The following is a 24,850-nucleotide window of genomic DNA, read 5'->3' as shown; positions in this document are numbered from 1 at the left end:
GCGGGATGGACCCCCGGGCTGCCCACATGGTACGTATGAGCAGCGACGTTATACGTAAAACCCCGAGGTTGCGACACCGGTGAGGGAGAGGGGCGGAGATGGCCGCGGGATACATGGACATCCTCAGGGCGCGGCACGCCGCAAGGCTGCTGGCGGGAACGCTGGTGGGGCGGCTGCCGAACGGCACAGCGCCCATCGCGATCGTCCTGTTCACCCGGGCCGAGGGCGGCGGCTACGCCCTGGCGGGCGCCCTCGCGGCGGCCTACGGCCTCGCCACGGCGGTGGGGCAGCCCCTGCTGGGCCGGGCGGTGGACCTGTACGGCCAGCCGCGCGTGCAGCTCCCCGCGGCGGTCGTCTCCGCGCTCGGCATGGCCGTGCTGGCCCTGGTGGGCCTCGGCCCGCTCCCCGCCGCCTACGCGGCGGTCGCCGTGGCCGGCCTGTTCACGCCCCCGCTGGAGGGCGGCCTGCGCGCCCTGTGGCCGACGGTCCTCGGCCGGGAGGACCGGGTGCACCGGGCGTACGCCATGGACGCGGTGGCCCAGGAGGTCATGTTCACCGTCGGCCCGCTCCTCGTGACGGTCCTGGTGTCGCTCTGGTCGCCCGCCGCCGCCCTCCTCGCCATCAACGCCATAGGAGTCCTGGGAGCGCTGTCCGTCGTCCTGTCCGAGCCCTCCAGGACCTGGCGCTCGGCACCCCGCGAGGCCCACTGGCTCGGCGCCCTGCGCTCCCCGGGGCTGCTCGCCCTGCTGGGGTCCTTCTTCTTCGTCGGCCTCGCCCTCGGCTCGATCACGGTGGCAGCCGTCGCCTACGCCGACGACCGGGGCCAGGAGTCGGTGTACGGCTGGCTGATGGCCGCGCTCGGCCTCGGCGCGCTCGTCGGCGGTGTGGTGTACGGGGCGCGGCAGTGGGCGGGGGCTCCCGAACGCAGGCTGCGGGTCGTCGTCGCGCTGCTGGCGCTGGGCTACCTGCCGCTGATGCTGACGCCCGGCGTGCCGGCCATGACCGCGCTGGCGGCCCTCGCCGGGGTCTTCCTGGCCCCGGCCATCGCGTGCTCCTTCATCGTCGTGGACCGGCACGCGCCACGGGGCACGGTGACCGAGGCGTTCTCCTGGCTCGTGACGACCTTCGGGGTGGGCGCGGCGGCCGGGACCGCGGTGGCGGGGCCGGCGGTCGAGCTGGGTGACACGGCGTCGGGTTTCGCCGTCGCGGGGGCCGGTGGAGTGGCGGCGCTGCTGGTCCTCCTGGCCACCGGAAGGGTCCTCGCAGCTCCCGGGCGTACGCCCGCAGTTGTGGCCGGTTCGGAAAATGATCGAAACGGTGCTGCCGAACCCGGTTTCAGCTCAGGCCATAAGGCGTAATGTTCAGTCATGGACCGCCGCATTTTCGGGCTGGAGAACGAGTACGGCGTCACGTGCACGTTCAGGGGACAGCGCCGACTGTCACCTGACGAAGTGGCGCGCTACCTCTTCCGCCGTGTTGTGTCATGGGGCCGCAGCAGCAATGTCTTCCTGCGGAACGGCGCCCGCCTGTACCTCGACGTGGGATCGCATCCGGAATACGCGACACCCGAATGCGACAACGTGACCGAACTGGTCACGCACGACAAGGCGGGCGAGCGCATTCTCGAAGGTTTGCTCGTCGACGCCGAACGCCGCCTGCACGAGGAGGGAATCGCGGGCGACGTCTATCTCTTCAAGAACAACACCGACTCGGCTGGAAACTCCTACGGGTGCCACGAGAACTACCTCGTGGCCCGGCACGGAGAATTCTCCCGGCTCGCGGACATCCTCATTCCGTTCCTCGTCACCCGTCAGCTGATCTGCGGTGCCGGCAAGGTGCTGCAGACGCCGCGCGGAGCCGTCTACTGCGTGAGCCAGCGGGCCGAGCACATCTGGGAGGGCGTCAGCTCCGCCACGACGCGCTCCCGCCCGATCATCAACACCCGGGACGAGCCGCACGCCGACGCGGAGCGGTACCGCCGCCTCCACGTCATCGTCGGTGACTCCAACATGTCCGAGACGACCATGCTCCTCAAGGTCGGTGCCACGGACCTCGTGCTGCGCATGATCGAAGCGGGCACGGTGATGCGCGACCTGACCCTGGAGAACCCGATCCGGGCCATCCGCGAGGTCAGCCACGACATCACGGGACAGCGGAAGGTGCGCCTGGCCAGCGGCCGAGAGGCATCGGCCATCGAGGTCCAGCGCGAGTACTACGAGAAGGCCGTCGACTTCGTCGAACGCCGGGGCATCCGCACCGGCACCACCGACCAGGTCCTCGAGCTGTGGGGCCGCACGCTGGACGCCATCGAGGCCGAGGACCTCGACCGGATCGGCACCGAGATCGACTGGGTCATGAAGTACAAGCTCATCGAGCGGTACCGGGCCAAGCACAACATGACCATGTCGAATCCGAGGGTCGCTCAGATAGACCTCGCCTACCACGACATCCACCGGCGGCGCGGGCTCTACTACCTCCTGGAACGCAAGGGCCAGACCGCCCGAATCTGCAACGACCTGAAGATCTTCGAGGGCAAGTCGGTGCCCCCGCAGACGACCAGGGCGCGACTGCGCGGCGATTTCATCCGCCGCGCCCAGGAGCAGCGGCGGGACTTCACCGTCGACTGGGTCCACCTCAAGCTCAACGACCAGGCGCAGCGCACCGTGCTGTGCAAGGACCCCTTCCGTTCCGTCGACGAGCGGGTGGAGAAGCTGATCGCGGGCATGTGATCCGGACAGGAACGTCCTGCCCCGTATGCGACAGGGCCCCGTACGTTCCTCGTACGGGGCCCTTCGCTCCGCCTAGAGTGTCGGGGACCATTCACGTGCCGTCTGAGATCTGAGGAACCCGTGCGCCGACTTGCCGGCCTTCTCGTCGTCCCCCTTCTGCTGCTGTCCGCAGTGGCATGCGGCGACGACAAGGCCTCTGACTCCGCTTCACCCAAGGGCGACCCCGCGATCACCGCGGGTGCGAAATTCGGTGAGAAGCCCACCCTGGCCAAGGGGGAGGGCGATCCCCCCAAGGAACTGAAGACCGAAGTCATCAGCGAGGGTGACGGCGCGAAGCTCAAGACCGGTGACGCGATCCAGGTCAACTACCTCGGGCAGGCCTGGGACTCCACCAAGCCGTTCGACAACAGCTTCGACCGCAAGCAGCCCTTCGACCTGACGCTCGGGGCCGGCATGGTCATCCAGGGCTGGGACAAGGGCCTCGTCGGCCAGAAGGTCGGCAGCCGCGTCCAGCTGGTCATCCCGCCGGAGCTCGGCTACGGCGCGCAGGGCCAGGGCGACATCAAGCCCAACGCCACGCTCGTGTTCGTCATCGACGTCGTCAAGGCGACCCAGATCCCCGCGTCCGCCAAGGGGACGCCGGTCGCCCAGGACAACATCGACCTGCCGAAGGTCGGGACCAAGACCGACGGCAAGGCGCCCTCCGTCACGATCCCCAAGAGCGATCCGCCGAAGAAGCTGGTCTCCGACTACGTCCTGGAGTCCGACGGCGAGGTCATCAAGGAGACCGACAGCGTCGTCGTGAACTACGTGGGTCTGCTCTGGAAGGGCAGCAAGCCCTTCGACAGCACCTACCAGACGGGCAAGACGCAGACCTTCCCGCTGGCCCAGGTCACCCTGAAGGGTCTCAAGACCGGTCTGGTCGGCAAGAAGGTCGGCAGCCGCGTGCTGCTCGTCATCCCGCCGGACCAGGCCTTCGGCAACGAGGCACAGCAGTCCATCCCCGCCAAGTCCACGCTCGTCTTCGCGGTGGACCTCCTGGCAAAGATGTAAGACTGTCCCGGTTGCCCAGTTCACAGTCAAGAGGAGCAGTTCAGTGAGCATCGAGAAGCCCGAGATCGACTTCCCGGGTGGCGAGCCGCCGGCCGACCTGGAGATCAAGGAAATCTGGGAGGGCGACGGACCGGTGGCCCAGGCGGGCCAGACGGTCTCCGTGCACTACGTCGGTGTGGCCTTCTCCACCGGCGAGGAGTTCGACGCCTCCTGGAACCGCGGCACCCCGCTGCGCTTCCAGCTCGGTGCCGGCCAGGTCATCGCCGGCTGGGACCAGGGCGTCCAGGGCATGAAGGTCGGCGGCCGTCGCCAGCTGACCATCCCCGCGCACCTCGCCTACGGCGACCGCGGCGCGGGCGGCGGCAGCATCGCCCCGGGCGAGACGCTGATCTTCGTCTGCGACCTCGTCGGCGTCTGATCCGTCGGCGTACCGCAGTGGGGGCCCGTGCCGCAAGGCGCGGGCCCTCGCTTTGGTCCGGACACCCCGGGGCGGTACGGTCGACGGTCGAAGAGCACGTCGAGAAAGGGCGTCGATGGCGATTGCCAAGGCTGAACGGCTGATGAACCTGGCGCTGTGTCTGCTGGGTACCCGGCGCCCGCTCAGCAAGCGTGAGCTCCGCGGGTCCATCGAGGCCTATCTGGAGGCGGGCTCCGACGACTCCTTCAACCGGATGTTCGAGCGCGACAAGGACGATCTGCGCGAACTGGGCCTGGTCATCGAGACCGTGGAGAACCTGGACGGCGACACCGGCTACCTCGCCCGCCGCGACAGCAACCGGTTGCCCCCCATCACCCTGGACGCCGAGGAGGCCGCGGCCCTCGGGCTCGCCGCCAAGGTCTGGCAGCAGGCCCGGCTCGCCGGAGCCGCCAGCGGCGCCCTGCAGAAGCTGCGCGCCGCCGGCATGCCGGAGGCCGAGGACGCCTACGAGGTGCACAGCGCCCTCGAACCCCGCATCCCGGTCCACGAGGCCGCGTTCGAGCCCTTGATGCTCGCCTGCCGGGACCGCCGCCCGGTCACCTTCGACTACCGCAAGGGCAACGCCGCACACCCCGAGCAGCGCCAGGTCGAGCCCTGGACGCTCGAGTGCTGGCGGGGCCACTGGTATCTGGCCGGCTGGGACCGCGGCCGCGGCGCCGAGCGCGTCTTCCGGCTGTCCCGGATCTCGGGCCGGGTCCGCTCCCGCGCCGGGGCCTTCACCGCCGTCGTCCCCGACGCCGTGACCGTCCGCGAGACCGTGGAGAGCTGGGCCGGGGAGACCGCCACCAGGACCGCCCGCATCAGGCTGCGCGCCGGCTCCGGCTACCCGCTGCGCTCCCGCGCTATATCCGTACGGGAGCTCGGTGACGGCTGGGACGAGTTGGAGATCCCGTACGGACACGGCCTGGACGCCTGGCTCGTGGAGTTCGGGCCCGACGTGATCGTGAGCGAGCCCGCCGACCTGCGGGCCGACGTGATGGACCGGCTGCGCGCCGTGGCCAAGGACTGAGGAGACCCCTACTCATGGCCACGAACGCGATCGACCAGACCCGGCGGATGCTCTCCCTCGTCACCTACCTGCGGGAGCGCCCCGGCGCGCACGTGCAGGACGTGGCCCGGGCCTTCGGGATCACCGAGGACGAGCTGATCTCCGACCTCGACGTGCTCCCCATGTGCGGGACCAGTTTCCGCGGCGGGGACCTGCTCGACATCGACACCGACGGCGACCGGATCTGGTGGCACAACCCGGACGACGTCGCCGAGCCGCTGCGGCTCGCCGCCGACGAGGCGACCGCCCTGCTCGTCGCGGCCCGTGCGGTCGCCACGCTCCCCGGCCTGCGGGAGAGCGACCGGCAGGCGCTGGTGCGTGCGACCGCGAAGCTGGAGACGGCGGCCGGGGAGGTGGGGGCCGCGAGCTCGCGGCTCTCGGTCACCTTCGAGTCCGAGGGCGGGGTCTTCGCCGACGTGGACCGGGCGATCTCCGAGCGGCGCCGGCTCTGGCTGCGCTACTACTCTCCCGCCCGCGACGAGCTGACCGAGCGCGAGGTGGACCCGATCCGGCTGTTCGCCGTCGGCCACACCTACATGGAGGGCTGGTGCCGGCTCACCGAGGCGCGGCGCACCTTCCGGCTCGACCGGGTCGCCGAGATCAGGCTCCTCGACGCCCCGTCCGCTCCGCCGGAGCTGGAGCTCCGTGATCTCTCCGAGGGGCTGGTGCAGCCCGCGGCCGAGGACCCGGAGGTCGTGATCGAGGTCGGCCCCGGCGGCCGGTGGGTCGCCGAGTACTACCCGCACGACAGCGCGGAGGAGCTGCCCGACGGCGGTCTGCGGATCACCCTCCGCACTCCCGACCCGGCCTCCCTGCGCAGGCTCGCACTGCGGCTCGGAGGCGAAGGACGCATCACATCGCCGCCCGACCTGGCCGAGAGCGCCAGGGCGGCGGCGACCGAGGCACTGGCCGCCTACGGCGGCGCACTCTGAAGGGCGGCCACCGGTGCACCGAGGAGACAGAGGTCATATGACCGCGATATCGAGCACGCAGACCGGACCGGTTCCGGTCCCGGTGCCCGACGCCGTACGCTTCCGGGCCGCATGTCCGGACTGCCGTGAGCGGTTCGAGCTCGGGGCGGGAGCGCTGCGGCTGGCGATAGGGGCCAGCCGCCGAACGACCTTCTACTCCTTCACCTGCCCCGAGTGCGGCACCGCGGTCCGCAAGCCCGCCGGGGAGCGCATAGTCGAGCTCCTCAGTGGCGGCGGGGTGCGGACGCTGCGCCTGCACACCGCCCTGCGGTGACGAGACACATCGAGGATCCGTCCATGTTCTGGCCCATGCTCGCCATCGCTCTGGGATTCGCCGGCCTGGCCGTGCTCGGCGTACTGGCCGTCAAGGTCTTCGTCGAGGCACAGCGGCTCGCCGGACAGGTCGCCGCGACCACGCGGCGGATCAACCGAGCGGCCGAGGATCTCGAACGAGCGGCCACCACGCTCGCCGACACCGGAGAGGCCCTGCGATAGGAGGGCGCGGCCTCCTGATTCACCGTTTCGGGGGGTACGCTGCTGGAGCGGCCCAGGCAGGGAGGTGTGGGCCGCAAGCGGGAGTACGCACGGGCATTGCCTCACGTTTACCCCTGCGGGTTACGATCGCTGCCAGCGCGAAGGTCGGACATCTGTCCGGTCGAACGGGCGGCGAGCCCACCCTCCGGACGCCTCAGTGAGAAGGAAGTCGCACATGATCGGCAATCTGAAGCCCCTCGAGATCGTTCTGATCATCGCTGTCATCCTGCTGCTCTTCGGTGCCAAGAAGCTTCCCGACATGGCGCGCTCGCTCGGCAAGTCGGCCCGCATCCTCAAGAGCGAGGCCAAGGCCATGAAGAAGGACGACGCGGAGCCCGCGGCGCCCACGACGGAGACCGTCGCGGACACCACGCCGCCCGCGGCCACCGCGCGCACGATCCAGGCCGCCCCGGGAGACGTCACCAGCTCCCGCCCGGTCAGCGACGCCAAGCCCACCACCCAGAGCTGACAGCTGATCCGCGTCACCACCGGACGCTGCCGCACGAGATGAGGGAAGTGGGTTGCTCAAGTCTGCCCGCAAGCAGGAGAAGGACGACGAGGGGCGCATGCCTCTCCTCGATCACCTGCGTGAGCTGCGCAACCGTCTGCTGAAGTCGGTCCTGGCGATCCTGGTCGCCGTGGTCGTGGCGGCCTTCTTCCAGAAGGAAATCTTCGAGTTCCTGATGAAGCCGATCCTGGACTCGGTCGGCTGCAAGGACGGCGCCCTGACCATGATCAACGGTCGTCCGTGCGCGGAGATGACCACCAACGGTCTGCTGTCGCCGTTCACCATCGCTCTGAAGGTCGCCCTGATGACGGGCGTCCTGGTGGCCACTCCCGTGTGGCTCTACCAGCTGTGGGCGTTCGTCGCTCCGGGCCTGCACAAGCAGGAGAAGCGCTACTCCTTCGCCTTCGCGGCGGCGGGCGTCCCGCTCTTCGCCGCCGGCGCCTGGATCGCCTACTGGATCCTGCCGCAGACCGCCGAGATCATGCTGGGCTTCACGCCCGACAACGTGAAGAACCTGCTGCCGCTGGACGACTTCCTCGATCTGATCACCCGCATGGTGCTGGTCTTCGGGCTGGCCTTCGAGCTGCCGCTGCTGCTCATCCTGCTGAACATCACCGGCGTCCTCAGCGGTAAGCGCATGCTCGCCTGGTGGCGAGGGATGATCATCGGGCTGACCGGCTTCGGAGCCATCGCCACCCCGGGCGGTGACCCCCTGTCGATGCTCCTGCTCGCGGGCCCGCTGGCGGTGCTGTACTTCGTCGCGGTCGGGTTCTCACTGCTCAACGACAAGCGCAGGCGCCGCAACAACCCCGACGCGGAACTCGACGACGACGAGGCGTCGGAGCTGGACCTCACCCCCGAGCCCGTCGGCGCGATCGAGCCGGTGTCCTCCCGGGCCGCTCTGCCCGAGCAGGCCGGCGGCGAGGCGGACGGTGGCCGTTCCCCCCGGCTCAACGGTTACGACGACATCACCTGACCTTGTAAGGTCCCGCGGGTGACCAGCGAGATCACCCTCTTCGTCAATCCCACCGCGGGAAGCGGCCGGGGCGCGCGTGCCGCGCAGCCGGCCGCTTCCGCTCTGCGGGACGCAGGCTTCTCCGTACGGACGGTCCTCGGCGAGGACGCCGACGACGCCCTGCGCCGGGCGCGCGATGCCGTGGCGGGCGGGACCGGGGCACTGATAGCCGTGGGCGGGGACGGCATGATGTCCCTCGCCCTGCAGGCCGTCGCCGGCACCACGACGCCGCTCGGCGCCGTGGCCGTCGGCACCGGGAACGACTTCGCCCGTGCCCTCGGGCTGCCGATCCGCGATCCGGCCGCCGCCGGCCGGCTGGCCGCCGAGGCGCTCAAGGCCGGGACGGTTCGCGCGGTCGACCTCGGCCGGGTCGGGGAGCGCTGGTTCGGCTCCGTGCTCGCCTCCGGCTTCGACTCGCGGGTGAACGACCGCGGCAACCGGATGCGCTGGGTCGGCGGGCGCTTCAAGTACGACCTGGCGATCCTCGCCGAACTGGCCGCCTTCCGGCCGATCCCCTACCGCCTCCGGCTGGACGGCGGCCCGGTCACCGAGATCGAGGCGACCCTGATCGCGGTGGGCAACGGGTCCACGTACGGCGGCGGCATGCGGATCTGCGCGGACGCGGTCATGGACGACGGGCTCTTCGACGTGACCGTCGTGGGTGACTGCAGCCGGACCACCCTGCTCAAGGTGTTCCCGAAGGTGTACAGGGGGACGCACCTGGGGCACCCCGCGGTCACCGTGCACCGGGTCTCGTCCATAGAGCTGGCCGCCGCCGGTGTCACGGCGTACGCGGACGGCGAGCCACTGGGCGCGCTCCCGCTCAGCGCCACCTGTGTGCCCGGCGCCGTCCGGGTCCTCGTACCGTGAAAGAAAGATCGGGCTGACTGTCATACGAGGCGGGTAGGCTCGTATCAAGATGACAGAGGACCTCTCACCAGCTGAGCGATACCACGCGTCCCGGGTCCGTGCGGCCGAGCAGGCCACGGCTCTCTGGCCCTTCCGCGAGATGTACGAGTTCGGACTGGACCCGTTCCAGATCGAGGCCTGCCAGGCACTGGAGGCGGGCAAGGGAGTGCTGGTCGCGGCCCCCACAGGGTCGGGCAAGACGATCGTCGGTGAATTCGCCGTCCACCTGGCCCTGATGCAGGGCCGCAAGTGCTTCTACACCACGCCCATCAAGGCACTGTCCAACCAGAAGTTCACGGATCTCGTCCGGCGCTACGGCGCGGACAAGGTCGGGCTGCTGACCGGGGACAACAGCGTCAACGCGGACGCACCCGTGGTCGTCATGACGACCGAGGTCCTGCGCAACATGCTGTACGCGGGCTCCCAGTCCCTCACCGGTCTCGGCTACGTGGTCATGGACGAGGTGCACTACCTCTCCGACCGCTTCCGGGGCGCGGTGTGGGAGGAAGTGATCATCCACCTGCCGGAGTCCGTGACCCTGGTGTCGCTGTCGGCGACCGTGTCCAACGCCGAGGAGTTCGGCGACTGGCTGGACACGGTGCGCGGTGACACCCAGGTGATCGTCTCCGAGCACCGGCCCGTGCCGCTGTGGCAGCACGTCATGGCCGGGCGCAGGATGTACGACCTCTTCGAGGAGGAGACCGATCACGGAGGCCGGGGCACCGGCAGGCGTGAGGTCAACCCCGACCTCGTCCGGCTGGCCCGGATGGAGAACCAGCGGGGGTACAACCCGCGCGAGCGCCGGCGCGGCAAGATGGTGCGCGAGGCCGACCGTGAGCGCGAGCGCCGCCAGCGCAGCCGCATCTGGACCCCGTCCAGGCCCGAGGTCATCGACCGTCTCGATGCCGAAGGGCTGCTGCCCGCCATCACGTTCATCTTCAGCCGGGCGGGCTGCCAGGCGGCCGTCCAGCAGTGCCTCCAGGCCGGGCTCCGGCTGAACGACGACGACAAGCGCGCCCTGGTGCGGGAGATCGTCGAGGAGCGGACCGCGTCGATCCCCGGCGAGGACCTGCACGTCCTCGGCTACTACGAGTGGCTCGAAGGCCTGGAGCGGGGCATCGCCGCGCACCACGCCGGAATGCTGCCGACCTTCAAGGAGGTCGTCGAGGAGTTGTTCGTCCGCGGCCTGGTGAAGGCCGTGTTCGCGACGGAGACCCTGGCACTGGGCATCAACATGCCCGCACGCTCCGTCGTGCTCGAGAAGCTCGTCAAGTGGAACGGCGAGCAGCACGCCGACATCACGCCCGGCGAGTACACCCAGCTGACCGGGCGGGCGGGCCGCCGGGGCATCGACGTGGAGGGCCACGCGGTCGTCCTGTGGCAGCGAAGCATGGACCCCGGTGCGCTCGCCGGACTCGCGGGCACCCGGACCTATCCGCTGCGTTCCAGCTTCCGGCCGTCGTACAACATGGCCGTGAACCTCGTGCAGCAGTTCGGGCGTCACCGTTCGCGCGAGCTGCTCGAGACCTCTTTCGCGCAGTTCCAGGCCGACCGGTCCGTCGTCGGGATCTCCCGGCAGGTGCAGCGCAACGAGGAAGGACTCGAGGGATACAAGGAGGGCATGACCTGCCACCTCGGGGACTTCGAGGAGTACGCGCGGCTGCGCCGCGACCTCAAGGACCGCGAGACGGACCTGGCCAAGCAGGGCGCCGCCCAGCGGCGCGCGGCCGCCGCTTCGTCCCTGGAGAAGCTGAAGCCCGGTGACGTCATCCACGTCCCCACCGGCAAGTTCGCCGGGCTCGCCCTGGTCCTCGACCCGGGGCTGCCCGGCGGCCGGACGAACGGCCACCGCGGGCTGGAGTACCACGACGGACCGCGCCCCCTGGTGCTCACCGCCGAGCGGCAGGTCAAGCGACTGGCCCACATCGACTTCCCGGTGCCGGTCGAGGCGCTGGAGCGGATGCGGGTACCCAAGTCGTTCAACCCGCGCTCACCCCAGTCCCGCCGCGACCTGGCCTCCGCGCTCCGGAGCAAGGCGGGGCACATCGACCCGGGACGGCACCGCAAGCAGCGGGCCGCGGCGGCCGACGACCGCGAGATCGCCCGGCTGCGCGCCGAGCTGCGGGCCCATCCCTGCCACGGGTGCGACGAGCGTGAGGACCACGCCCGCTGGGCGGAGCGCTACCACCGGCTGCAGCGCGACACCCGGCAGCTGGAGCACCGCATCGAGGGCCGGACGAACACCATCGCCCGGACCTTCGACCGCATCGTCGCGCTCCTGACCGAGCTCGACTACCTGCGGGGCAGCGAGGTCACCGACAACGGGCGGCGGCTGGCGCGGCTCTACGGCGAGCTCGACCTGCTGGCCAGCGAGTGTCTGCGGGAGGGCGTCTGGGAGGGGCTCAACCCCGCCGAGCTCGCCGCCTGCGTCTCGGCGCTGGTCTACGAGGCGCGCCAGGCGGACGACGCCGTCGCGCCGAAGCTGCCCTCCGGACCGGCGAAGGCCGCGATGGGCGAGATGGTCCGCATCTGGGGCCGGCTCGACGCCCTGGAGGAGGACTTCAAGATCAGCCAGACGGAAGGGGTCGGCCAGCGGGAACCCGACCTCGGCTTCGCCTGGGCGGTCTACATGTGGGCCTCCGGACGGACGCTGGACGAGGTGCTCCGCGAGGCGGAGATGCCGGCCGGGGACTTCGTACGGTGGTGCAAGCAGGTCATCGACGTGCTCGGCCAGATCGCGGCCGCCGCGCCCCGGGACGGGAGTTCGGTCGCGAAGAATGCCCACAAGGCCGTCGACGCGGTGCTCCGGGGCGTGGTGGCGTACAGCTCCGTGGGGTGAGTCCGGCTGCGCCGGGCGAAGGTTCCGGGCGGTGACGGAGCTGAAAGCGCCCTGCCTCAGGGCGGTGACGTGAGCTGAAGAGCACACTGCTTCCGGGCGGTGACATGAGCGGTGAAGTGGCCACAGGCGGCCGATGTGCGTGCCTGTGGCCACTTTCGCGTGTTCTCCCGTCAGGTCGTCTTCTTGTTCTTCATCGAAAGTCCCGCGCAGGCGGCCCCCAGCACAATCGCCAGACCACCGACGATCACGTTGTTGAGGATGACGCCCATGTCGGGGCTCTGGCCCACGACCCAGGTCGACACGATCAGCCACGCGCCCAGGGCGACGATGGCCATGCTCATCCCGGTCATCCGCTCGGGCATGGCGGTGAAGCAGAGTGCCAGCACGGCTATCGCGATGCCGATGACGAGGTTGTGCGTCACCAGGGAGGGCTGGCTCGCGGTGAAGTGAAGCACCCACGGCGAGACGGCGCAGAACAGGCCGAGCAGGAACACCGGTGCGTCCGCCATGGCCGTGGTGCGGCCGCCGCTGATCACGCGATCGTGGCGCGCTCGCATCTCATCGGCGTCGGGGTGTCCGGAGATGTCCCTTCCGGTGTGTCCGGAGACGTCTCTGGTGTTCCCGGAAACGTCCCTTCCGGTGTGCGAGAGGTTACTCATGAGGATGGTCTCCTTCGGACTTGCTGGAGTGACCGTGCTGAGGAGGTACGGTCATCAGCTTTCGAGACCAGTGTGCTCTTATATGTCCCTTATGTGTACTTCTTCTGGTGGTCGGATCCTGCGGTTCCGTCGAGCCGACGGGCCAGATCCTCCAGGTCCGCGGCCCGAAGCACGCGGTCCCCGTATCCCGGCAGTGGTACGTGGAGGGGGCGCGTCCAGTGCTCCGGCACGGCGTCGATCCCGTACACCGCGCCCGCCAGGCCGCCCGTGACGGCGGCCACCGCGTCGGTGTCCCCGCCCACGTCGACCGCCGCGGACAGCGCGGCCTCGAAACCGTGAGTGGTGCGCAGCGCCGACCCGACGACCGCGCCCACGGCACGAGCCCCGCGGTCCGCGCCGCTCCGGTCAGGGCGGAGGGCGCGGTCCTCGGGGCTCGTCGGGGTCATGCCGTCAGCGCACTGACGGGACGCCGTGTCAGCTGGTCGGCATCAGGACGGTGTCGACGATGTAGACCGTGGCGTTGGCGGTCGGGACGTTGCCGCAGACGACCTTGGAGGAGTCGTTCACGGTGTAATCCTCACCCGAACCGGCGGTCGTCAGCTTGGTCTTGGCCAGGGTGTCGAAGGAGCCCTTCTCCAGCTGCTGCGGCGTCAGCTTCTGACCGACCACGTGCGCGGTGAGCACCTTGGTGAGCTCGGCCTTGTTCGCGAGCAGCTTGTCCAGGTCGGCCTTCGGGATCTTGGCGAAGGCGTCGTTGGTGGGCGCGAACACCGTGATGTTCTCTGCGCTGTTCAGGGTGTCGACGAGGCCGGCCTGCTTGACGGCGGCGACCAGCGTGGACAGCGCGGGGTTGTTCGACGCGGCCGTGGCGACCGGGTCCTGGGCCATGCCGTCGAACGAGCCCGCGCCCTCCTTCGGGACCGTCGCACAACCCGGGCCGAACGGCTTGTCCATCGACGCGGCCGACTCGGTCTCCTTGGCCGGCGCGCTCGACGCGGCCTTGTCCGCACCGGCGTCGGACGAGGTGTCGGAGTCGCCGGAGCAGGCGGTCAGCGCGAGCGGCAGCAGGGCCGCGGCGGAGACGGTGACGGCGATGCGACGGAGGTGACGGTTGTTCATGGTGTTCTCCTGAATGGATCGTTGTTCAACAGAGGGAAAGGAAAGAAGAGGTCGGGTGGAAGGGGCCGGTGGTCAGGTCACGTCGACCACCACCGAGTGCCACCCGGTCGCACCGTCGGGGACGGTGCCGACCCGCTTGTCGGTCTGCGTGGCGCCGGTGCGGTCCGTCGCGCGGACCTCGAGGGTGTGGTGGCCGGTGGTGGCGGGCCACTCCCACACCCACTGGCGCCAGGTGTCACGGCCGGCCTCGGCGGCCAGCCGCGCGGTGTGCCACTCGCCGCCGTCGACCCGGACCTCGACCCGGGCGATGCCCCGGTGCTGGGCCCAGGCGACACCCGCGACGGGCACGGTCCCCGCTCGCGGGGCGGCGAAGGGGCGAGGCGTGTCGATCCGTGACTGGGTCTTGATCGGAGCCTCACGGGACCAGTCGCGCTTGACCCAGTAGGCGTCGTACGCGTCGAACGTCGTGAGCTCGATGTCCTGGATCCACTTGCACGCCGAGACGTATCCGTACAGGCCGGGGACGACCATCCGGACCGGGAAGCCGTGGTCGAACGGCAGCGGTTCGCCGTTCATGCCGACCGCGAGCAGTGCGTCGCGGCCGTCCATGACGTCCTCGACCGGGGTTCCGATCGTCATCCCGTCCACGGAGCGCGACACGATCTGATCCGCGGTCCCACCCTTGGACGGGGGCTTCACCCCGGCCTCGCGCAGCAGGTCGGCCAGTCGTACGCCGATCCACCGGGCCGTGCCCACGTAGGGGCCGCCCACCTGGTTGGACACGCAGGTCAGTGTGATGTCGCGTTCGATCAGCTCGCGCCCCAGCAGGTCCTGGAAGTCCAGGGTGACGGGGCGCGCGACCCCCTTGCCGTGGATCCGCAGCCGCCACCGGTCGGCGTCGACGCGCGGAACCACCAGGGCGGTGTCCACCCGGTAGAAGTCCTTGTTCGGAGTGGTGAACGAACTCAGACCCCGGATGCCCAGGTCGGCCGCCCCCGGTATCGGCGGGGCGGGCGAGGCCGGTGACGGGAGCGCGATGTCACTCCGCGAGGCGGAGACCCCGGCCAGCTGGGACGCCTGGAGCCGTCGGCCCAGGAGCCCCGCGCCGGCCGAGGCCGCCGCCGCTGCGGTTGCCGCGATGACGAATCCGCGGCGGTCGAAGGTGCTCTGTTCCCCTGCGTCCGTCTCCCCAGCCGCGGGAGACGGGGCGTCGGCGGGGGCCAGCCGTCCGGCCAGGAGATACAGCACTCCTGCGGCCACCAGTGCGCCCACGACCGAAGGCAGTACGTCGCCCGGGCGGCCCTCGGGCCGCCCGGCCGCGGACACTGCCCCGACCACACCGAAGACCAGTACGGCCGCAGCGCCGGTCCGCCGGTGCCGCAGCGCGAGGATCCCCACGGCCATGGCGAACAGCGCCAGGAGCACGAGGATGCCGAGCTGCAGCACCAGCTTGTCGTCGGTGCCGAAGTTCCGTACGGCGAAGTCCTTGACGGCCGCGGGGGTGCGGTCGATGACCGCACCGCCCACGGCCGTGACCGGACCCGCCTCGGGACGGACGGCAGCCGCGACCAGTTCGGCGACGCACAGGGCGGTGAACCCGGCGATCAGACCGCTGAGCGCGGCGAGAGCGGCGCGTGCCCAGCGGGATCGCCGGGACCCGGGGGCCCCTTGCTTCTGCGAAACGTATCGGTCTGTTGTCACACCGGGAGTTCGGTGCCGACCGCCCGGCGGATTGGTCGTTCACTCGATCGAAGGAAGTCCGATCATCGGCCAATCCGCGGAGCCATCGGCCCCGAATGACCTCTGAGGGGCGCTGAAGCAGTGCCCCGGCCAGGCGCGGAACACCGGAGGGAACCGAATGACAAGGGAGCGGCGGCGCACAGCCGTGGTGGGGAGCGGGGTGGCCGGCCTCACCGCCGCCCACGTCCTGGGGAAGGCGTACGACGTGACGCTCTTCGAGGCCGACCAGCGCGTCGGCGGGCACGCGCACACCCACGACCTGACCTCGTCGGACGGCCGGACGCACCGCGTCGACTCGGGGTTCATCGTCCACAACCGGCGGACGTACCCGCATCTCCTCCGGCTCTTCGACGAACTCGGCGTGGCCACGCAGGAGTCGGAGATGAGCATGTCCGTGCGCTGCGAGGGCTGCGGGCTCGAGTACGCGGGTGCCCGGGGCGCAGCCGGACTGTTCGCGCGGCCCGGCTCCGTGTTCCGGGGGCCGTACCTGCGGATGCTGACCGAGGTGCCCCGGTTCCACCGTGCGGCCCGGGCGCTGCTCGCGCTGCCCGAAGGCACGGGCACGATGACCCTCGGCGAGTTCACGGCGCGCGGCCGGTTCTCCGCGTACTTCGCGGCGCACTTCCTGACGCCCATGGTCTCCGCGGTCTGGTCCTGCGATCCGGTGACCGCGTTGCGTTACCCGGCCCGCTACCTGTTCAGGTTCCTGGAGCACCACGGGATGCTCTCGATCGGTGACTCGCCGGTCTGGCGGACCGTCACCGGCGGATCGCGCGAGTACGTGGACCGCGTCGCCAAGCAGGTGCACTCCGTGCGCACGGCCACCCCGGTCAGGACGATCCGCCGGCACGCCGACGGTGTGGAGATCGTCACGGAGGACGGCACCAGCGAGGAGTACGCCGCGGTGGTCGTCGCCACCCACCCCGACCAGGCCCTCCGGCTGCTCGCCGATCCCACCGAGGAGGAGCGGCGGACCCTCGGCGCGTTCCGCTACTCCCACAACCCCACGCTGCTGCACACCGACACCACTCTCCTGCCGCGCAGCCGGGGGGCCTCGGCCTCCTGGAACTACCTGATGCCGTCCTGCGCGGCCGACGCCGAAACGGTCACCGTCAGCTACGACATGAACCGGCTCCAGCGCCTGGACGCGCCGGAACGGTTCGTCGTCACGCTGAACGGGTCCGACCGGGTGGACCAGGACCTCGTGCGGGCCCGCATGGTCTACGAACACCCCGTCTTCACACCGGAGTCGGTCGCCGCCCAGGCCCGGCTGCCCGCCCTCTCGGGGCCGGTCACCGCCTACGCGGGCGCCTACCACGGCTGGGGTTTCCACGAGGACGGCTGCCGCTCGGGGGCCGAGGCCGCCGCCGCGCTGGGAGTCGTGTGGTGAGCAGCGCCGCCCTCTACCCGTGCGCCATCACCCACGTACGGACCGCGCCCCGCAGGTACGCCCTGAGGCACCGCACCTACCTGTGGCTGATCGACCCGGACAGCCCGCCGCGGCTGCCTTCGCTGCTGCGCCCGCTGGCCCGCTTCGACGCCCGGGACCACTTCGGAGGCACGGCCCCGACCGTCCGGGCCGGACTCGAGAAGTTCCTCCGGACCCGCGGTGTCGAACTCGGCGACGGCACCGTCACCATGCTGACCCAGGCACGGGTCTTCGGCCACGTCTTCAATCCCCTGACCGTCTACTGGTGCCACCGCTCCGACGGCACTCCCCTCTGCGTCGTCGCCGAGGTGCACAACACCTACGGCGAACGCCACTGCTACCTGCTGCGCCCGGACGCCGCCGACCGCGCGGTGACCGGCAAGGACTTCTACGTGTCGCCGTTCTTCCCCGTGGACGGCGACTACCGGATGCGGCTTCCCGAGCCCGGCGGCCGGCTGAACCTGACGGTCCACCTGGAGCGTGAGGGCGCCCGCCCGTTCACGGCGACCGTGCGCGGTACCCGGCGACCCGGCACACCGGCCCAGCTGCTCCGGCTGTTCCTGCGCCACCCCTTCTCGACCGCGGTGGTGTCCGCCGCCATCCGGCTCCACGGCATCCGGCTCTTCCTGCGCCGGCTCCCCGTGCAGCCACGTCCCCGTCACCACACCCAGGAAGGCATGCAGTGAAGGTGCCCACCTCTCCCAACCCGCCCGTGGCTCCCGCCCGGAGCAGCACCATTCCGGCCCAGACCCGGCCCGCCACGATCCCCTTCGCGGGCGTGGACGCGGACCGCTGGCCGGATGTCGCCGCCCAGCCGGGGGCCTCCGGGATCAGAACCGCCGTGGCTGAACGGCTCGTGCGACGGGCCCTCTCCCGGCTCCCGCTGCGTGCCCGGCTGGCCGGCCGCGACAGCATCGGGCTCGGCGGGCCGCTCATGGAGATCCGCCGGCCCGACGCCTTCTTCCGGCGGATCGGCGCGGGCGGGCTCATCGGCTTCGGCGAGTCGTACATGGCCGGCGAGTGGGACTCGCCCGACCTCGTCGGCGTCCTGACCGTCCTCGCCGGGCACGCGGCCGACCTCGTGCCCGCGCCGCTGCAGAAGCTGCGGAGACTGTGGGCGCTGCGGCAGCCTGCCGCGCAGACCAACACACCGCAGGGCTCACGCGACAACATCAGCCACCACTACGACCTGTCGAACGACCTCTTCGCCCTTTTCCTCGACGACACGCTGACCTACTCCTCCGCAGTCTTCCGGGGGTTCCCGGCCGAGCACGACCTGCTGCCCGCCGCCCAGCACCGCAAGATCGACCGGCTGCTGGACCTGGCCGGGGTGGGCCGGGACACCGAGCTGCTGGAGATCGGCACCGGCTGGGGCGAACTCGCCCTCCGGGCAGCCGCGCGCGGGGCCCGCGTCACCACCCTCACGCTCTCCCGGGAACAGCAGGAGCTGGCCAGGGGCCGGATCCGCGAGGCCGGCCACGAGGACCGGATCGACGTGCGGCTCTGCGACTACCGCGACGTCACCGGCACGTACGACGCCGTCGTGAGCGTCGAGATGATCGAGGCCGTCGGCGAGGAGTTCTGGCCCGTGTACTTCAGGACGCTGGAGCGTTGCCTCGCCCCCGGCGGCCGGATCGCACTCCAGGCCATCACCATGCCGGACGACCGGATGCTCGCCAGCCGCAGCACCTACACCTGGATCCAGAAGTACATCTTCCCCGGCGGCCTGCTCCCCTCCACCGAGGCCGTCGAGCGCGTCACCACCATTCACACCGGCCTGCGGACGAGGCAGCGCAGCACCTACGGCATGCACTACGCCGAGACCCTGAGGCTCTGGCGCGAACGCTTCGAGGAGCGGTCCGCCCAGGTGGACGCGCTCGGCTTCGACGCGACCTTCCGCCGCATGTGGACCTTCTACCTCGCCTACTCGGAAGCCGGGTTCCGGTCCGGCTACCTCGATGTGCAGCAGATTCTCCTGACCCGTGAGGACACCGCGTGAACACCTTTGCCGACACCACGGGGACCGGAGCGGCGCAGCGGATCGCCCCGGTCATCGAGCAGTTCCTCGGCGGTCCGCCGCCGGTCCGGATCCGGATGTGGGACGGCAGCGAGACCGGCCCCGAGGACGCACCCACGGTCCATGTCCGGTCCCGCCGCGCGCTGCGCAGACTCCTCTGGCAGCCGGGCGAGCTGGGCCTCGCCGAGGCCTACATCACCGGTGACATCGACATCGCCGACAACCTCGCGGACGGGCTGCGCGCCATGCGCCGCGCGTCGCGGCAGCAGGGTCCGGACCTGCCCCGGCCCGGCGTCGCCGACCGCCTCCGCGCGGCCGGGACCGCTCTGCGCCTCGGCGCGCTCGGCCCGCGCCCGCCCGTCCCGGCGGCCAGGGCCGGGCTCAGCGGGGCACTGCACAGCAAGGCCCGTGACAGAGCCGCCATCAGCCACCACTACGACCTGTCGAACGCCTTCTACTCCCTGCTGCTGGACGAGACGATGGCGTACTCCTGCGGCTACTGGACCGGCACCGGACCGGAGTACGGCCCGGCCGACGCGCAGCGCGACAAGCTGGAACTGATCTGCCGCAAGCTCGGGCTGCGGCCCGGCGCGCGCCTCCTCGACATCGGGTGCGGCTGGGGCTCCCTGACGCTCCACGCGGCGAGCCGGCACGGGGTCCGCGTCACCGCGGTCACCCTGGCCGAGGAGCAGGCGGCGTACGTGCGCGGGCAGGTGGTGGAACGCGGCCTGGAAGAGCTCGTGGAGGTGCACTGCTGCGACTACCGCGACGTCACAGGTCTGACGGACTTCCGGGGCGGGTACGACGCCGTGTCCACCGTCGAGATGGGGGAGCACGTCGGGGACGCCGAGTACCCGGCCTTCACCGCGCTGCTCCACTCGGTGCTCCGTCCTCGGGGACGCGCGCTGGTCCAGCAGATGTCCCGCGGATCGACCGCCCCGGGCGGCGGGGCGTTCATCGAGTCGTACATCGCGCCCGACATGCACATGCGCCCGCTCGGCGAGACCGTGGGGCTGCTGGAGGGTGCGGGATTCGAGGTGCGTGACGTCGAGTCGATGCGTGAGCACTACGTGCTGACCGTCGAGGCCTGGCACCGCACCCTGGAGGAGCGCTGGCCCGAGTTCGTGGCTCTGGTCGGTGAGGAGACGGCCCGGGTGTGGCGTCTCTACCTGGTCGGCGGCGCCCTCGCGTTCGAGGAACGGCGCATGGGCGTCGACCAGATCCTCTCGGTGCGGCCCGACGCGACCGGCTCGGCGGGGCTGCCCGCCACCCGGCACGGCTGGTACGGGGAGAGCGCCCACGTTCCTCACCAGGCCGTGGCACCGGACCGGGCGGACGCCCCGTGAGCGCCTTCGGATGGGGGGAGTTCGCCCAGAACCTGGCGGCTGCGGCCGGAGCCGCCCTCGGCGTCATGCTCGTGACGTTCCTGGTCGCCCTGCGCAGGGGCGTGCACCGGATCGTCGACGTGGCCTGGGGTGTCGGCTTCGCGGCCGTCGCCCTCGCCTCGTACGCGATGTCGGCCGGTGAGGGGGACGACGGCCGCCGTCTCCTGGTGACCGCGCTCACCGTCGTCTGGGGCCTGCGGCTGGCCGTGCACATCGGCCGCCGGGGCCGGGGCCACGGCGAGGACCCGCGCTACGAGGCCATGCTGGCCAAGGCACCCGGGAACCCCGATCTCTACGCCCTGCGCAAGGTCTACCTCCTGCAGGGCGCCCTCGTCTGGCTGATCTCCCTCCCGGTGCAGGCCGCCTGCTACCTGACGGGGCCAATGACCTGGTGGGCCTGGGCCGGGACCGCGCTGTGGGCCCTGGGACTCGGCTTCGAAGCGGTCGGGGACGCGCAGCTGGCCCGCTTCAAGGCCGATCCCGCGCACAAGGGGCGGATCATGGACCGGGGCCTGTGGTCCTGGACCCGGCACCCCAACTACTTCGGCGACTTCTGCGTCTGGTGGGGACTGTTCCTCATCGTCTGCCAGGAACCCGCGGTCGCCGCCACGACGCTCGTGTCACCCGTCGTGATGAGCCTCCTGCTCACCCTGGGCAGCGGAAAGGCGCTGCTGGAGCGGCACATGGCCGGACGGCCGGGATACGAGGAGTACCGGGCCCGCACCAGCGGCTTCTTCCCGCGCCCGCCCCGCAGGAGCTGACGGGGGAGGGGCCGAACCCACCCGGCAGCGCGCCTCGCCCGGGCGGCACATGGTGCCCGGCCGGTGGGCGGCCTCGGCGATACCCTCCGACCCATGAGCATCTGGTCGCCGCTGGACGCCGTCCCCCGGCTCGTCCGTGCCGTGATGTTGGGCGTCGTGGTGGGCGTGGCCGTCGGATGGCCGACGCAGGCGCCACTGGGTGTGCTCGCCGGGATCGCCGCGACCCAGTTCGCCTTCGTCGTCGCGGGCTGGGCGGTGCTGTGGCCGATGGACGCCGACGCCACCCACCGCAACGCCCGCCGCGAGGACTTCAGACCCCTCATCGAGGAGCTCGTGGTGGTGGCGGTCGCCCTGTGCGGCCTGTTCGCCATCGTGCTGCTGCTCCTGCTCGGGGAGGCCGACACGGGCCACGCCGGGGCCGCGACCGCTCTCTTCGGCGTCTTCATGGCCTGGGCCGCACTGCACATGATGTACGCCACCCGCTACGCCTACGTCTACTACGACGAGGGCGGGGAGGGAGAGCGCGGCATCGACTTCAACTCCCACCGGCGGCCCGCGTACGTGGACTTCTTCTACTTCAGCTACAACCTGGGCATGACCTACCAGGTGTCCGACACCGACGTCTCCAGCTCGGCGATCCGGGCGATGGTGCTCCGCCACACGCTGCTGTCCTACGTGTTCGGGACCAGCATCCTCGCCACGGCCATCAACCTCGTCGCGAGCCTCGTCACCGGATGACGCCCGCGCCTTCCCCCGCGGGCTCCAGCCGGACGATCATGCCCTTGGCGGTCGGTTGGTTGCTGGAGTCGGCGACGCTGTCCAGCGGCAACAGGACGTTGGTCTCGGGGTAGTAGGCGGCGGCGCAGCCCGGGGCCGTCGGGTAGGGCACCACCGTGAAGTTCTCCGCGCGGCGGTCCGCGCCGCCCGCCCACACGCTCACCAGGTCGACGTTCTGCCCCGCCGTCAGTCCGAGCCGGGTCACGTCGTCCGGGTTCACCAGGACCACGCGGCGGCTTCCGTGGATGCCCCGGTAGCGGTCGTTGTCGGTGTAGGGGACGGTGTTCCACTGGTCGTGGGAACGCAGGCTCTGCAGCACCAGGTGCCCTTCGGGAGCGTGCAGCATCTCCCAGGCGTTGCAGGTGAACCTGGCCTTGCCCGTGGCGGTGGCGTAGACGCCCTCGTTGACGGGGTTGGGCAGTCTGATGCCACCGGGGCGGGCCACCCGGCGGTTGAAGTCGTGCAGCCCGGGCACGACGCGGGCGATCCGGTTCCGGATGGCGCCGTAGTCCGCCTCGAACTCCGCCCAGGGGATTCCGGCGCTGCCGTCGAGGGTCCGGGCGGCGAGCCGGCACAGGATGGCGACCTCGCTGAGCAGCACCTTGGACGCCGGCTCCAGGCGCCCGTGGGAGCTGTGCACCTCGCTCATGGAGTTCTCCACGGTGACGAACTGCTCGCCCGTCGCCTGGATGTCCCGTTCGGTGCGGCCCAGGGTCGGCAGGATCAGCGCGGTCCGGCCGCACACCGTGTGGGACCTGTTCAGCTTGGTCGAGACGTGCACAGTGAGACCGCACCGCCGCATGGCGGCCTCGGTGACGTCGCTGTCCGGAGCGGCCCGCACGAAGTTGCCCGCGACGCCGACGAACACCTTGACCCGGCCCTCGCCCATGGCCCTGATCGCGTTCACCGAGTCGAATCCGTGGGCGCGGGGAGGCTCGAAGCCGAACTCCTCCCGCAGGGAGTCGAGGAAGGAGTCGGGCATCTGCTCCCACACGCCCATGGTCCGGTCGCCCTGGACGTTGCTGTGCCCGCGCACCGGGCACGCTCCCGCTCCGGCCCTGCCGAGGTTGCCGCGCAGCAGCAGGAAGTTGACGATCTCCCTGATCGTGGGTACCCCGTGCTTGTGCTGCGTCACCCCCATGGCCCAGCAGACGACGACGCGCTCACTGCGCAGGACCTCGTCCCTGACCTTCTCGATCTCCGCGCGGGTCAGCCCCGTGGCGGCGAGGACGTCCTCCCACGCGACGGTCCGGGCGTGGCGGGAGAACTCCTCGAAACCACTGGTGTCGGAGCGGATGAACTCCTGGTCGAGGACGCTGCCGGGCCGCGCGTCCTCCGCCTCCAGCAGCAGCCGGTTCAGGCCCTGGAACAGAGCGAGGTCGCCACCGCTGCGGATCTGGAGGAACTGGTCGGCGATCCGGACACCGCGTCCGACGACCCCGTTCGGCTGCTGGGGGTTCTTGAACCGGAGGAGACCCGCCTCCGGCAGGGCGTTCACCGCGATGATGCGGGCGCCGTTGCCCTTGGCCTCCTCCAGCGCCGAGAGCTGACGCGGGTGGTTGGTTCCGGGGTTCTGGCCCACCACGAGGATCAGGTCGGCGTGGTGGATGTCCTCCAGGCTCACCGTGCCCTTGCCGGTGCCCAGGGTCTCGTGCAGGGCGAACCCGCTGGACTCGTGGCACATGTTGCTGCAGTCGGGCAGGTTGTTGGTGCCGAAGGCCCGGGCGAAGAGCTGAAGGAGGAAGGCGGCCTCGTTGCTGACCCGGCCCGACGTGTAGAAGACCGCCTCGTCCGGCGAGTCCAGCGCCTTCAGCTCGTCGGCCAGCAGCCCCAGGGCGTCGTGCCAGCTGATCGGCTCGTAGTGGTCCGAGTCCGGCCGCTTGACCATCGGCTCGGTGAGCCTGCCCTGCTGGTTGAGCCAGAGGTCGGACCGCCGGCCCAGCTCGGAGACGGTGTGGTCGCGGAAGAAGCCGGCCGTGACGCGCCGCGACGTCGCCTCGTCGTTGATGTGCTTGGCGCCGTTCTCGCAGTACTCGTTGAGGTGCCGGTGCCCGGGGGACGGGTCCGCCCAGGCGCACCCGGGGCAGTCGATCCCGCCCACCTGGTTCATGGACAGCAGCGTCAGCCCGGTCCGCCGGACCGAGGTCTCCCCGAGTGAGTACTCAAGTGCGTGGGTCACGGCGGGCACGCCCGCCGCCCACTCCTTGGGCGGAGTCACGGTCAGTCGTTCGTCCGGCTCTTCGCGCGGGGCCTTCTTCATCGGACGTGCCCTCTCGGTCTCTCGCTCGCGGACAGGCTGGTCAGCCGACGGGCCAGTGCGGGACCCGGCTTCTGACCGGTACCGCCTCCAGGGGTCTGACGTGGCCGTCGCGGATGGTCCCGCGCCAGGCCCCGCCCTCCTGTCCCAGGCCTTCGATGAACTCCTTGAAGTGGCCGAGTTCGGCCCGGACCGTACGGCGCGTGGGCCCGGGGGCGTACGCGAGGAGGTCCGTGACGCCGTGCGGCCTGACACCGATCCGTACGGAGACCGAGGTGCGGCCCGGAGCGGTCGCGTGGAACGACACCTCGCCCCGGTGGCTGAAACGCCGGCCGAGGCTCCGCCACGCCACGAGGGAGTCGGGCACCTGCTCCACGATCTCCGCGTCGAACTCGTACCGCAGCGGCCCCGAGCCGATCACCCAGCGAGTGAGGTTGGGACGGATCTGCTCGACGCTCTTCACGACGGTCATGAACCGGGGAAAGCTCTTGAACTGGGTCCACTGGTTGTAGGCGGTGCTCACCGGCACGGCTACGTCGATCGTCTCTTCAACGGTGCTCATGGCCCACCTGTCCTCGGGCGCTGCGGTGGTCGGTGTCGCCGCGCGCCCGGGCCCCCACCC

23 protein-coding genes and 1 pseudogene are annotated in these 24,850 nt (G+C 70.8%); 18 read left to right on the top strand and 6 right to left on the bottom strand.

All coding sequences use genetic code 11. From position 1 onward, the window contains the following. The first annotated feature begins 98 nt into the window (after positions 1-98). The 12 genes from ACFUNE_RS20200 to ACFUNE_RS20145 all read left to right on the top strand — a co-directional run bounded on the left by ACFUNE_RS20200 (position 99) and on the right by ACFUNE_RS20145 (position 12,084). Positions 99-1,358, top strand: a complete 1,260-nt coding sequence (locus ACFUNE_RS20200) for an MFS transporter (protein WP_383569453.1) — start codon at positions 99-101, stop codon at positions 1,356-1,358. A 9-nt stretch (positions 1,359-1,367) separates the two neighbouring features. Then, positions 1,368-2,729: a Pup--protein ligase gene (gene pafA, locus ACFUNE_RS20195; RefSeq protein WP_383569450.1), complete on the top strand. Its 1,362-nt coding sequence runs from the start codon at positions 1,368-1,370 to the stop codon at positions 2,727-2,729. A 120-nt stretch (positions 2,730-2,849) separates the two neighbouring features. Next, entirely contained in the window at positions 2,850-3,782 is a 933-nt protein-coding gene (locus ACFUNE_RS20190; RefSeq protein ID WP_383569447.1) for an FKBP-type peptidyl-prolyl cis-trans isomerase, read from the top strand. A gap of 43 nt (positions 3,783-3,825) precedes the next feature. Continuing rightward, complete coding sequence (locus ACFUNE_RS20185; RefSeq protein WP_383569444.1) at positions 3,826-4,200, top strand: FKBP-type peptidyl-prolyl cis-trans isomerase; 375 nt, start codon at positions 3,826-3,828, stop codon at positions 4,198-4,200. Positions 4,201-4,315: 115 nt separating this feature from the next. Continuing rightward, positions 4,316-5,269, top strand: coding sequence for a helix-turn-helix transcriptional regulator (locus ACFUNE_RS20180; protein ID WP_383569442.1), 954 nt, complete (start codon positions 4,316-4,318; stop codon positions 5,267-5,269). Positions 5,270-5,283: 14 nt separating this feature from the next. Next, a complete protein-coding gene (locus ACFUNE_RS20175; RefSeq protein ID WP_383569439.1) occupies positions 5,284-6,240 on the top strand; it encodes a helix-turn-helix transcriptional regulator in 957 nt (318 codons plus the stop codon). Positions 6,241-6,277: 37 nt separating this feature from the next. Continuing rightward, the gene (locus ACFUNE_RS20170; protein WP_383569436.1) at positions 6,278-6,553 is read left to right on the top strand and encodes a hypothetical protein; all 276 of its coding nucleotides are present in this window, start codon (positions 6,278-6,280) and stop codon (positions 6,551-6,553) included. Between the two features lie 23 nt (positions 6,554-6,576). Further along, the gene (locus ACFUNE_RS20165) at positions 6,577-6,774 is read left to right on the top strand and encodes a hypothetical protein (RefSeq protein WP_129261536.1); all 198 of its coding nucleotides are present in this window, start codon (positions 6,577-6,579) and stop codon (positions 6,772-6,774) included. Positions 6,775-6,988: 214 nt separating this feature from the next. Continuing rightward, on the top strand, positions 6,989-7,282 hold the full coding sequence (gene tatA, locus ACFUNE_RS20160; protein ID WP_383569433.1) for a Sec-independent protein translocase subunit TatA: 294 nt from the start codon (positions 6,989-6,991) through the stop codon (positions 7,280-7,282). A gap of 52 nt (positions 7,283-7,334) precedes the next feature. Beyond that, positions 7,335-8,297 (top strand): twin-arginine translocase subunit TatC, encoded by a 963-nt coding sequence (tatC, locus tag ACFUNE_RS20155; protein WP_383569430.1) that lies wholly within the window; start codon positions 7,335-7,337, stop codon positions 8,295-8,297. 18 nt (positions 8,298-8,315) lie between these two features. Continuing rightward, positions 8,316-9,206, top strand: a complete 891-nt coding sequence (locus tag ACFUNE_RS20150) for a diacylglycerol kinase (protein ID WP_383569427.1) — start codon at positions 8,316-8,318, stop codon at positions 9,204-9,206. A gap of 49 nt (positions 9,207-9,255) precedes the next feature. Then, complete coding sequence (locus ACFUNE_RS20145) at positions 9,256-12,084, top strand: DEAD/DEAH box helicase (protein ID WP_383569424.1); 2,829 nt, start codon at positions 9,256-9,258, stop codon at positions 12,082-12,084. A 170-nt stretch (positions 12,085-12,254) separates the two neighbouring features. Here the strand turns inward: ACFUNE_RS20145 and ACFUNE_RS20140 are convergent, their stop codons facing one another. From ACFUNE_RS20140 to ACFUNE_RS20125, 4 genes and pseudogenes are all read right to left on the bottom strand, one after another. Continuing rightward, entirely contained in the window at positions 12,255-12,743 is a 489-nt protein-coding gene (locus tag ACFUNE_RS20140; protein WP_383569421.1) for an SPW repeat protein, read from the bottom strand. 89 nt (positions 12,744-12,832) lie between these two features. Continuing rightward, a pseudogene (locus tag ACFUNE_RS20135) lies at positions 12,833-13,153 on the bottom strand (ADP-ribosylglycohydrolase family protein); the annotation flags it as partial. Positions 13,154-13,217: 64 nt separating this feature from the next. Continuing rightward, positions 13,218-13,862, bottom strand: coding sequence for a fasciclin domain-containing protein (locus ACFUNE_RS20130; protein WP_383569419.1), 645 nt, complete (start codon positions 13,860-13,862; stop codon positions 13,218-13,220). A gap of 72 nt (positions 13,863-13,934) precedes the next feature. After that, entirely contained in the window at positions 13,935-15,470 is a 1,536-nt protein-coding gene (locus ACFUNE_RS20125; RefSeq protein WP_383569516.1) for a molybdopterin-dependent oxidoreductase, read from the bottom strand. A 250-nt stretch (positions 15,471-15,720) separates the two neighbouring features. Here ACFUNE_RS20125 and ACFUNE_RS20120 point away from each other — a divergent pair, with 250 nt between their 5' ends. The 6 genes from ACFUNE_RS20120 to ACFUNE_RS20095 all read left to right on the top strand — a co-directional run bounded on the left by ACFUNE_RS20120 (position 15,721) and on the right by ACFUNE_RS20095 (position 21,932). After that, entirely contained in the window at positions 15,721-16,992 is a 1,272-nt protein-coding gene (locus tag ACFUNE_RS20120) for an NAD(P)/FAD-dependent oxidoreductase (protein WP_383569416.1), read from the top strand. Continuing rightward, positions 16,989-17,717 carry a DUF1365 domain-containing protein gene (locus ACFUNE_RS20115; protein WP_383569413.1) on the top strand — a complete coding sequence of 243 codons (729 nt, stop codon included), beginning with the start codon at positions 16,989-16,991 and terminating at the stop codon, positions 17,715-17,717. The genes ACFUNE_RS20120 and ACFUNE_RS20115 overlap by 4 nt, the downstream gene beginning before the upstream one ends. After that, the gene (locus tag ACFUNE_RS20110) at positions 17,714-19,030 is read left to right on the top strand and encodes a class I SAM-dependent methyltransferase (protein ID WP_383569410.1); all 1,317 of its coding nucleotides are present in this window, start codon (positions 17,714-17,716) and stop codon (positions 19,028-19,030) included. The genes ACFUNE_RS20115 and ACFUNE_RS20110 overlap by 4 nt, the downstream gene beginning before the upstream one ends. Beyond that, complete coding sequence (locus ACFUNE_RS20105) at positions 19,027-20,394, top strand: class I SAM-dependent methyltransferase (RefSeq protein WP_383569407.1); 1,368 nt, start codon at positions 19,027-19,029, stop codon at positions 20,392-20,394. The genes ACFUNE_RS20110 and ACFUNE_RS20105 overlap by 4 nt, the downstream gene beginning before the upstream one ends. Further along, positions 20,391-21,194 (top strand): DUF1295 domain-containing protein, encoded by an 804-nt coding sequence (locus ACFUNE_RS20100; RefSeq protein ID WP_383569404.1) that lies wholly within the window; start codon positions 20,391-20,393, stop codon positions 21,192-21,194. The genes ACFUNE_RS20105 and ACFUNE_RS20100 overlap by 4 nt, the downstream gene beginning before the upstream one ends. A 93-nt stretch (positions 21,195-21,287) precedes the next feature. Continuing rightward, the gene (locus tag ACFUNE_RS20095) at positions 21,288-21,932 is read left to right on the top strand and encodes a DUF1345 domain-containing protein (protein WP_383569401.1); all 645 of its coding nucleotides are present in this window, start codon (positions 21,288-21,290) and stop codon (positions 21,930-21,932) included. Here the strand turns inward: ACFUNE_RS20095 and ACFUNE_RS20090 are convergent. Together ACFUNE_RS20090 and ACFUNE_RS20085 are read right to left on the bottom strand one after the other, a co-directional pair. Continuing rightward, positions 21,922-24,231: an FdhF/YdeP family oxidoreductase gene (locus tag ACFUNE_RS20090; RefSeq protein ID WP_383569398.1), complete on the bottom strand. Its 2,310-nt coding sequence runs from the start codon at positions 24,229-24,231 to the stop codon at positions 21,922-21,924. The two genes, ACFUNE_RS20095 and ACFUNE_RS20090, sit on opposite strands and share 11 nt — an antisense overlap. A 40-nt stretch (positions 24,232-24,271) precedes the next feature. Next, positions 24,272-24,790 carry an SRPBCC family protein gene (locus ACFUNE_RS20085; protein ID WP_383569395.1) on the bottom strand — a complete coding sequence of 173 codons (519 nt, stop codon included), beginning with the start codon at positions 24,788-24,790 and terminating at the stop codon, positions 24,272-24,274. Positions 24,791-24,850: the final 60 nt, after the last annotated feature.

This window comes from Streptomyces sp. NPDC057287, from assembly GCF_042667905.1.
In the GTDB taxonomy this organism is placed as follows: Bacteria; Actinomycetota; Actinomycetes; order Streptomycetales; family Streptomycetaceae; genus Streptomyces.
This window is presented reverse-complemented; position numbering and strand designations above follow the sequence as displayed.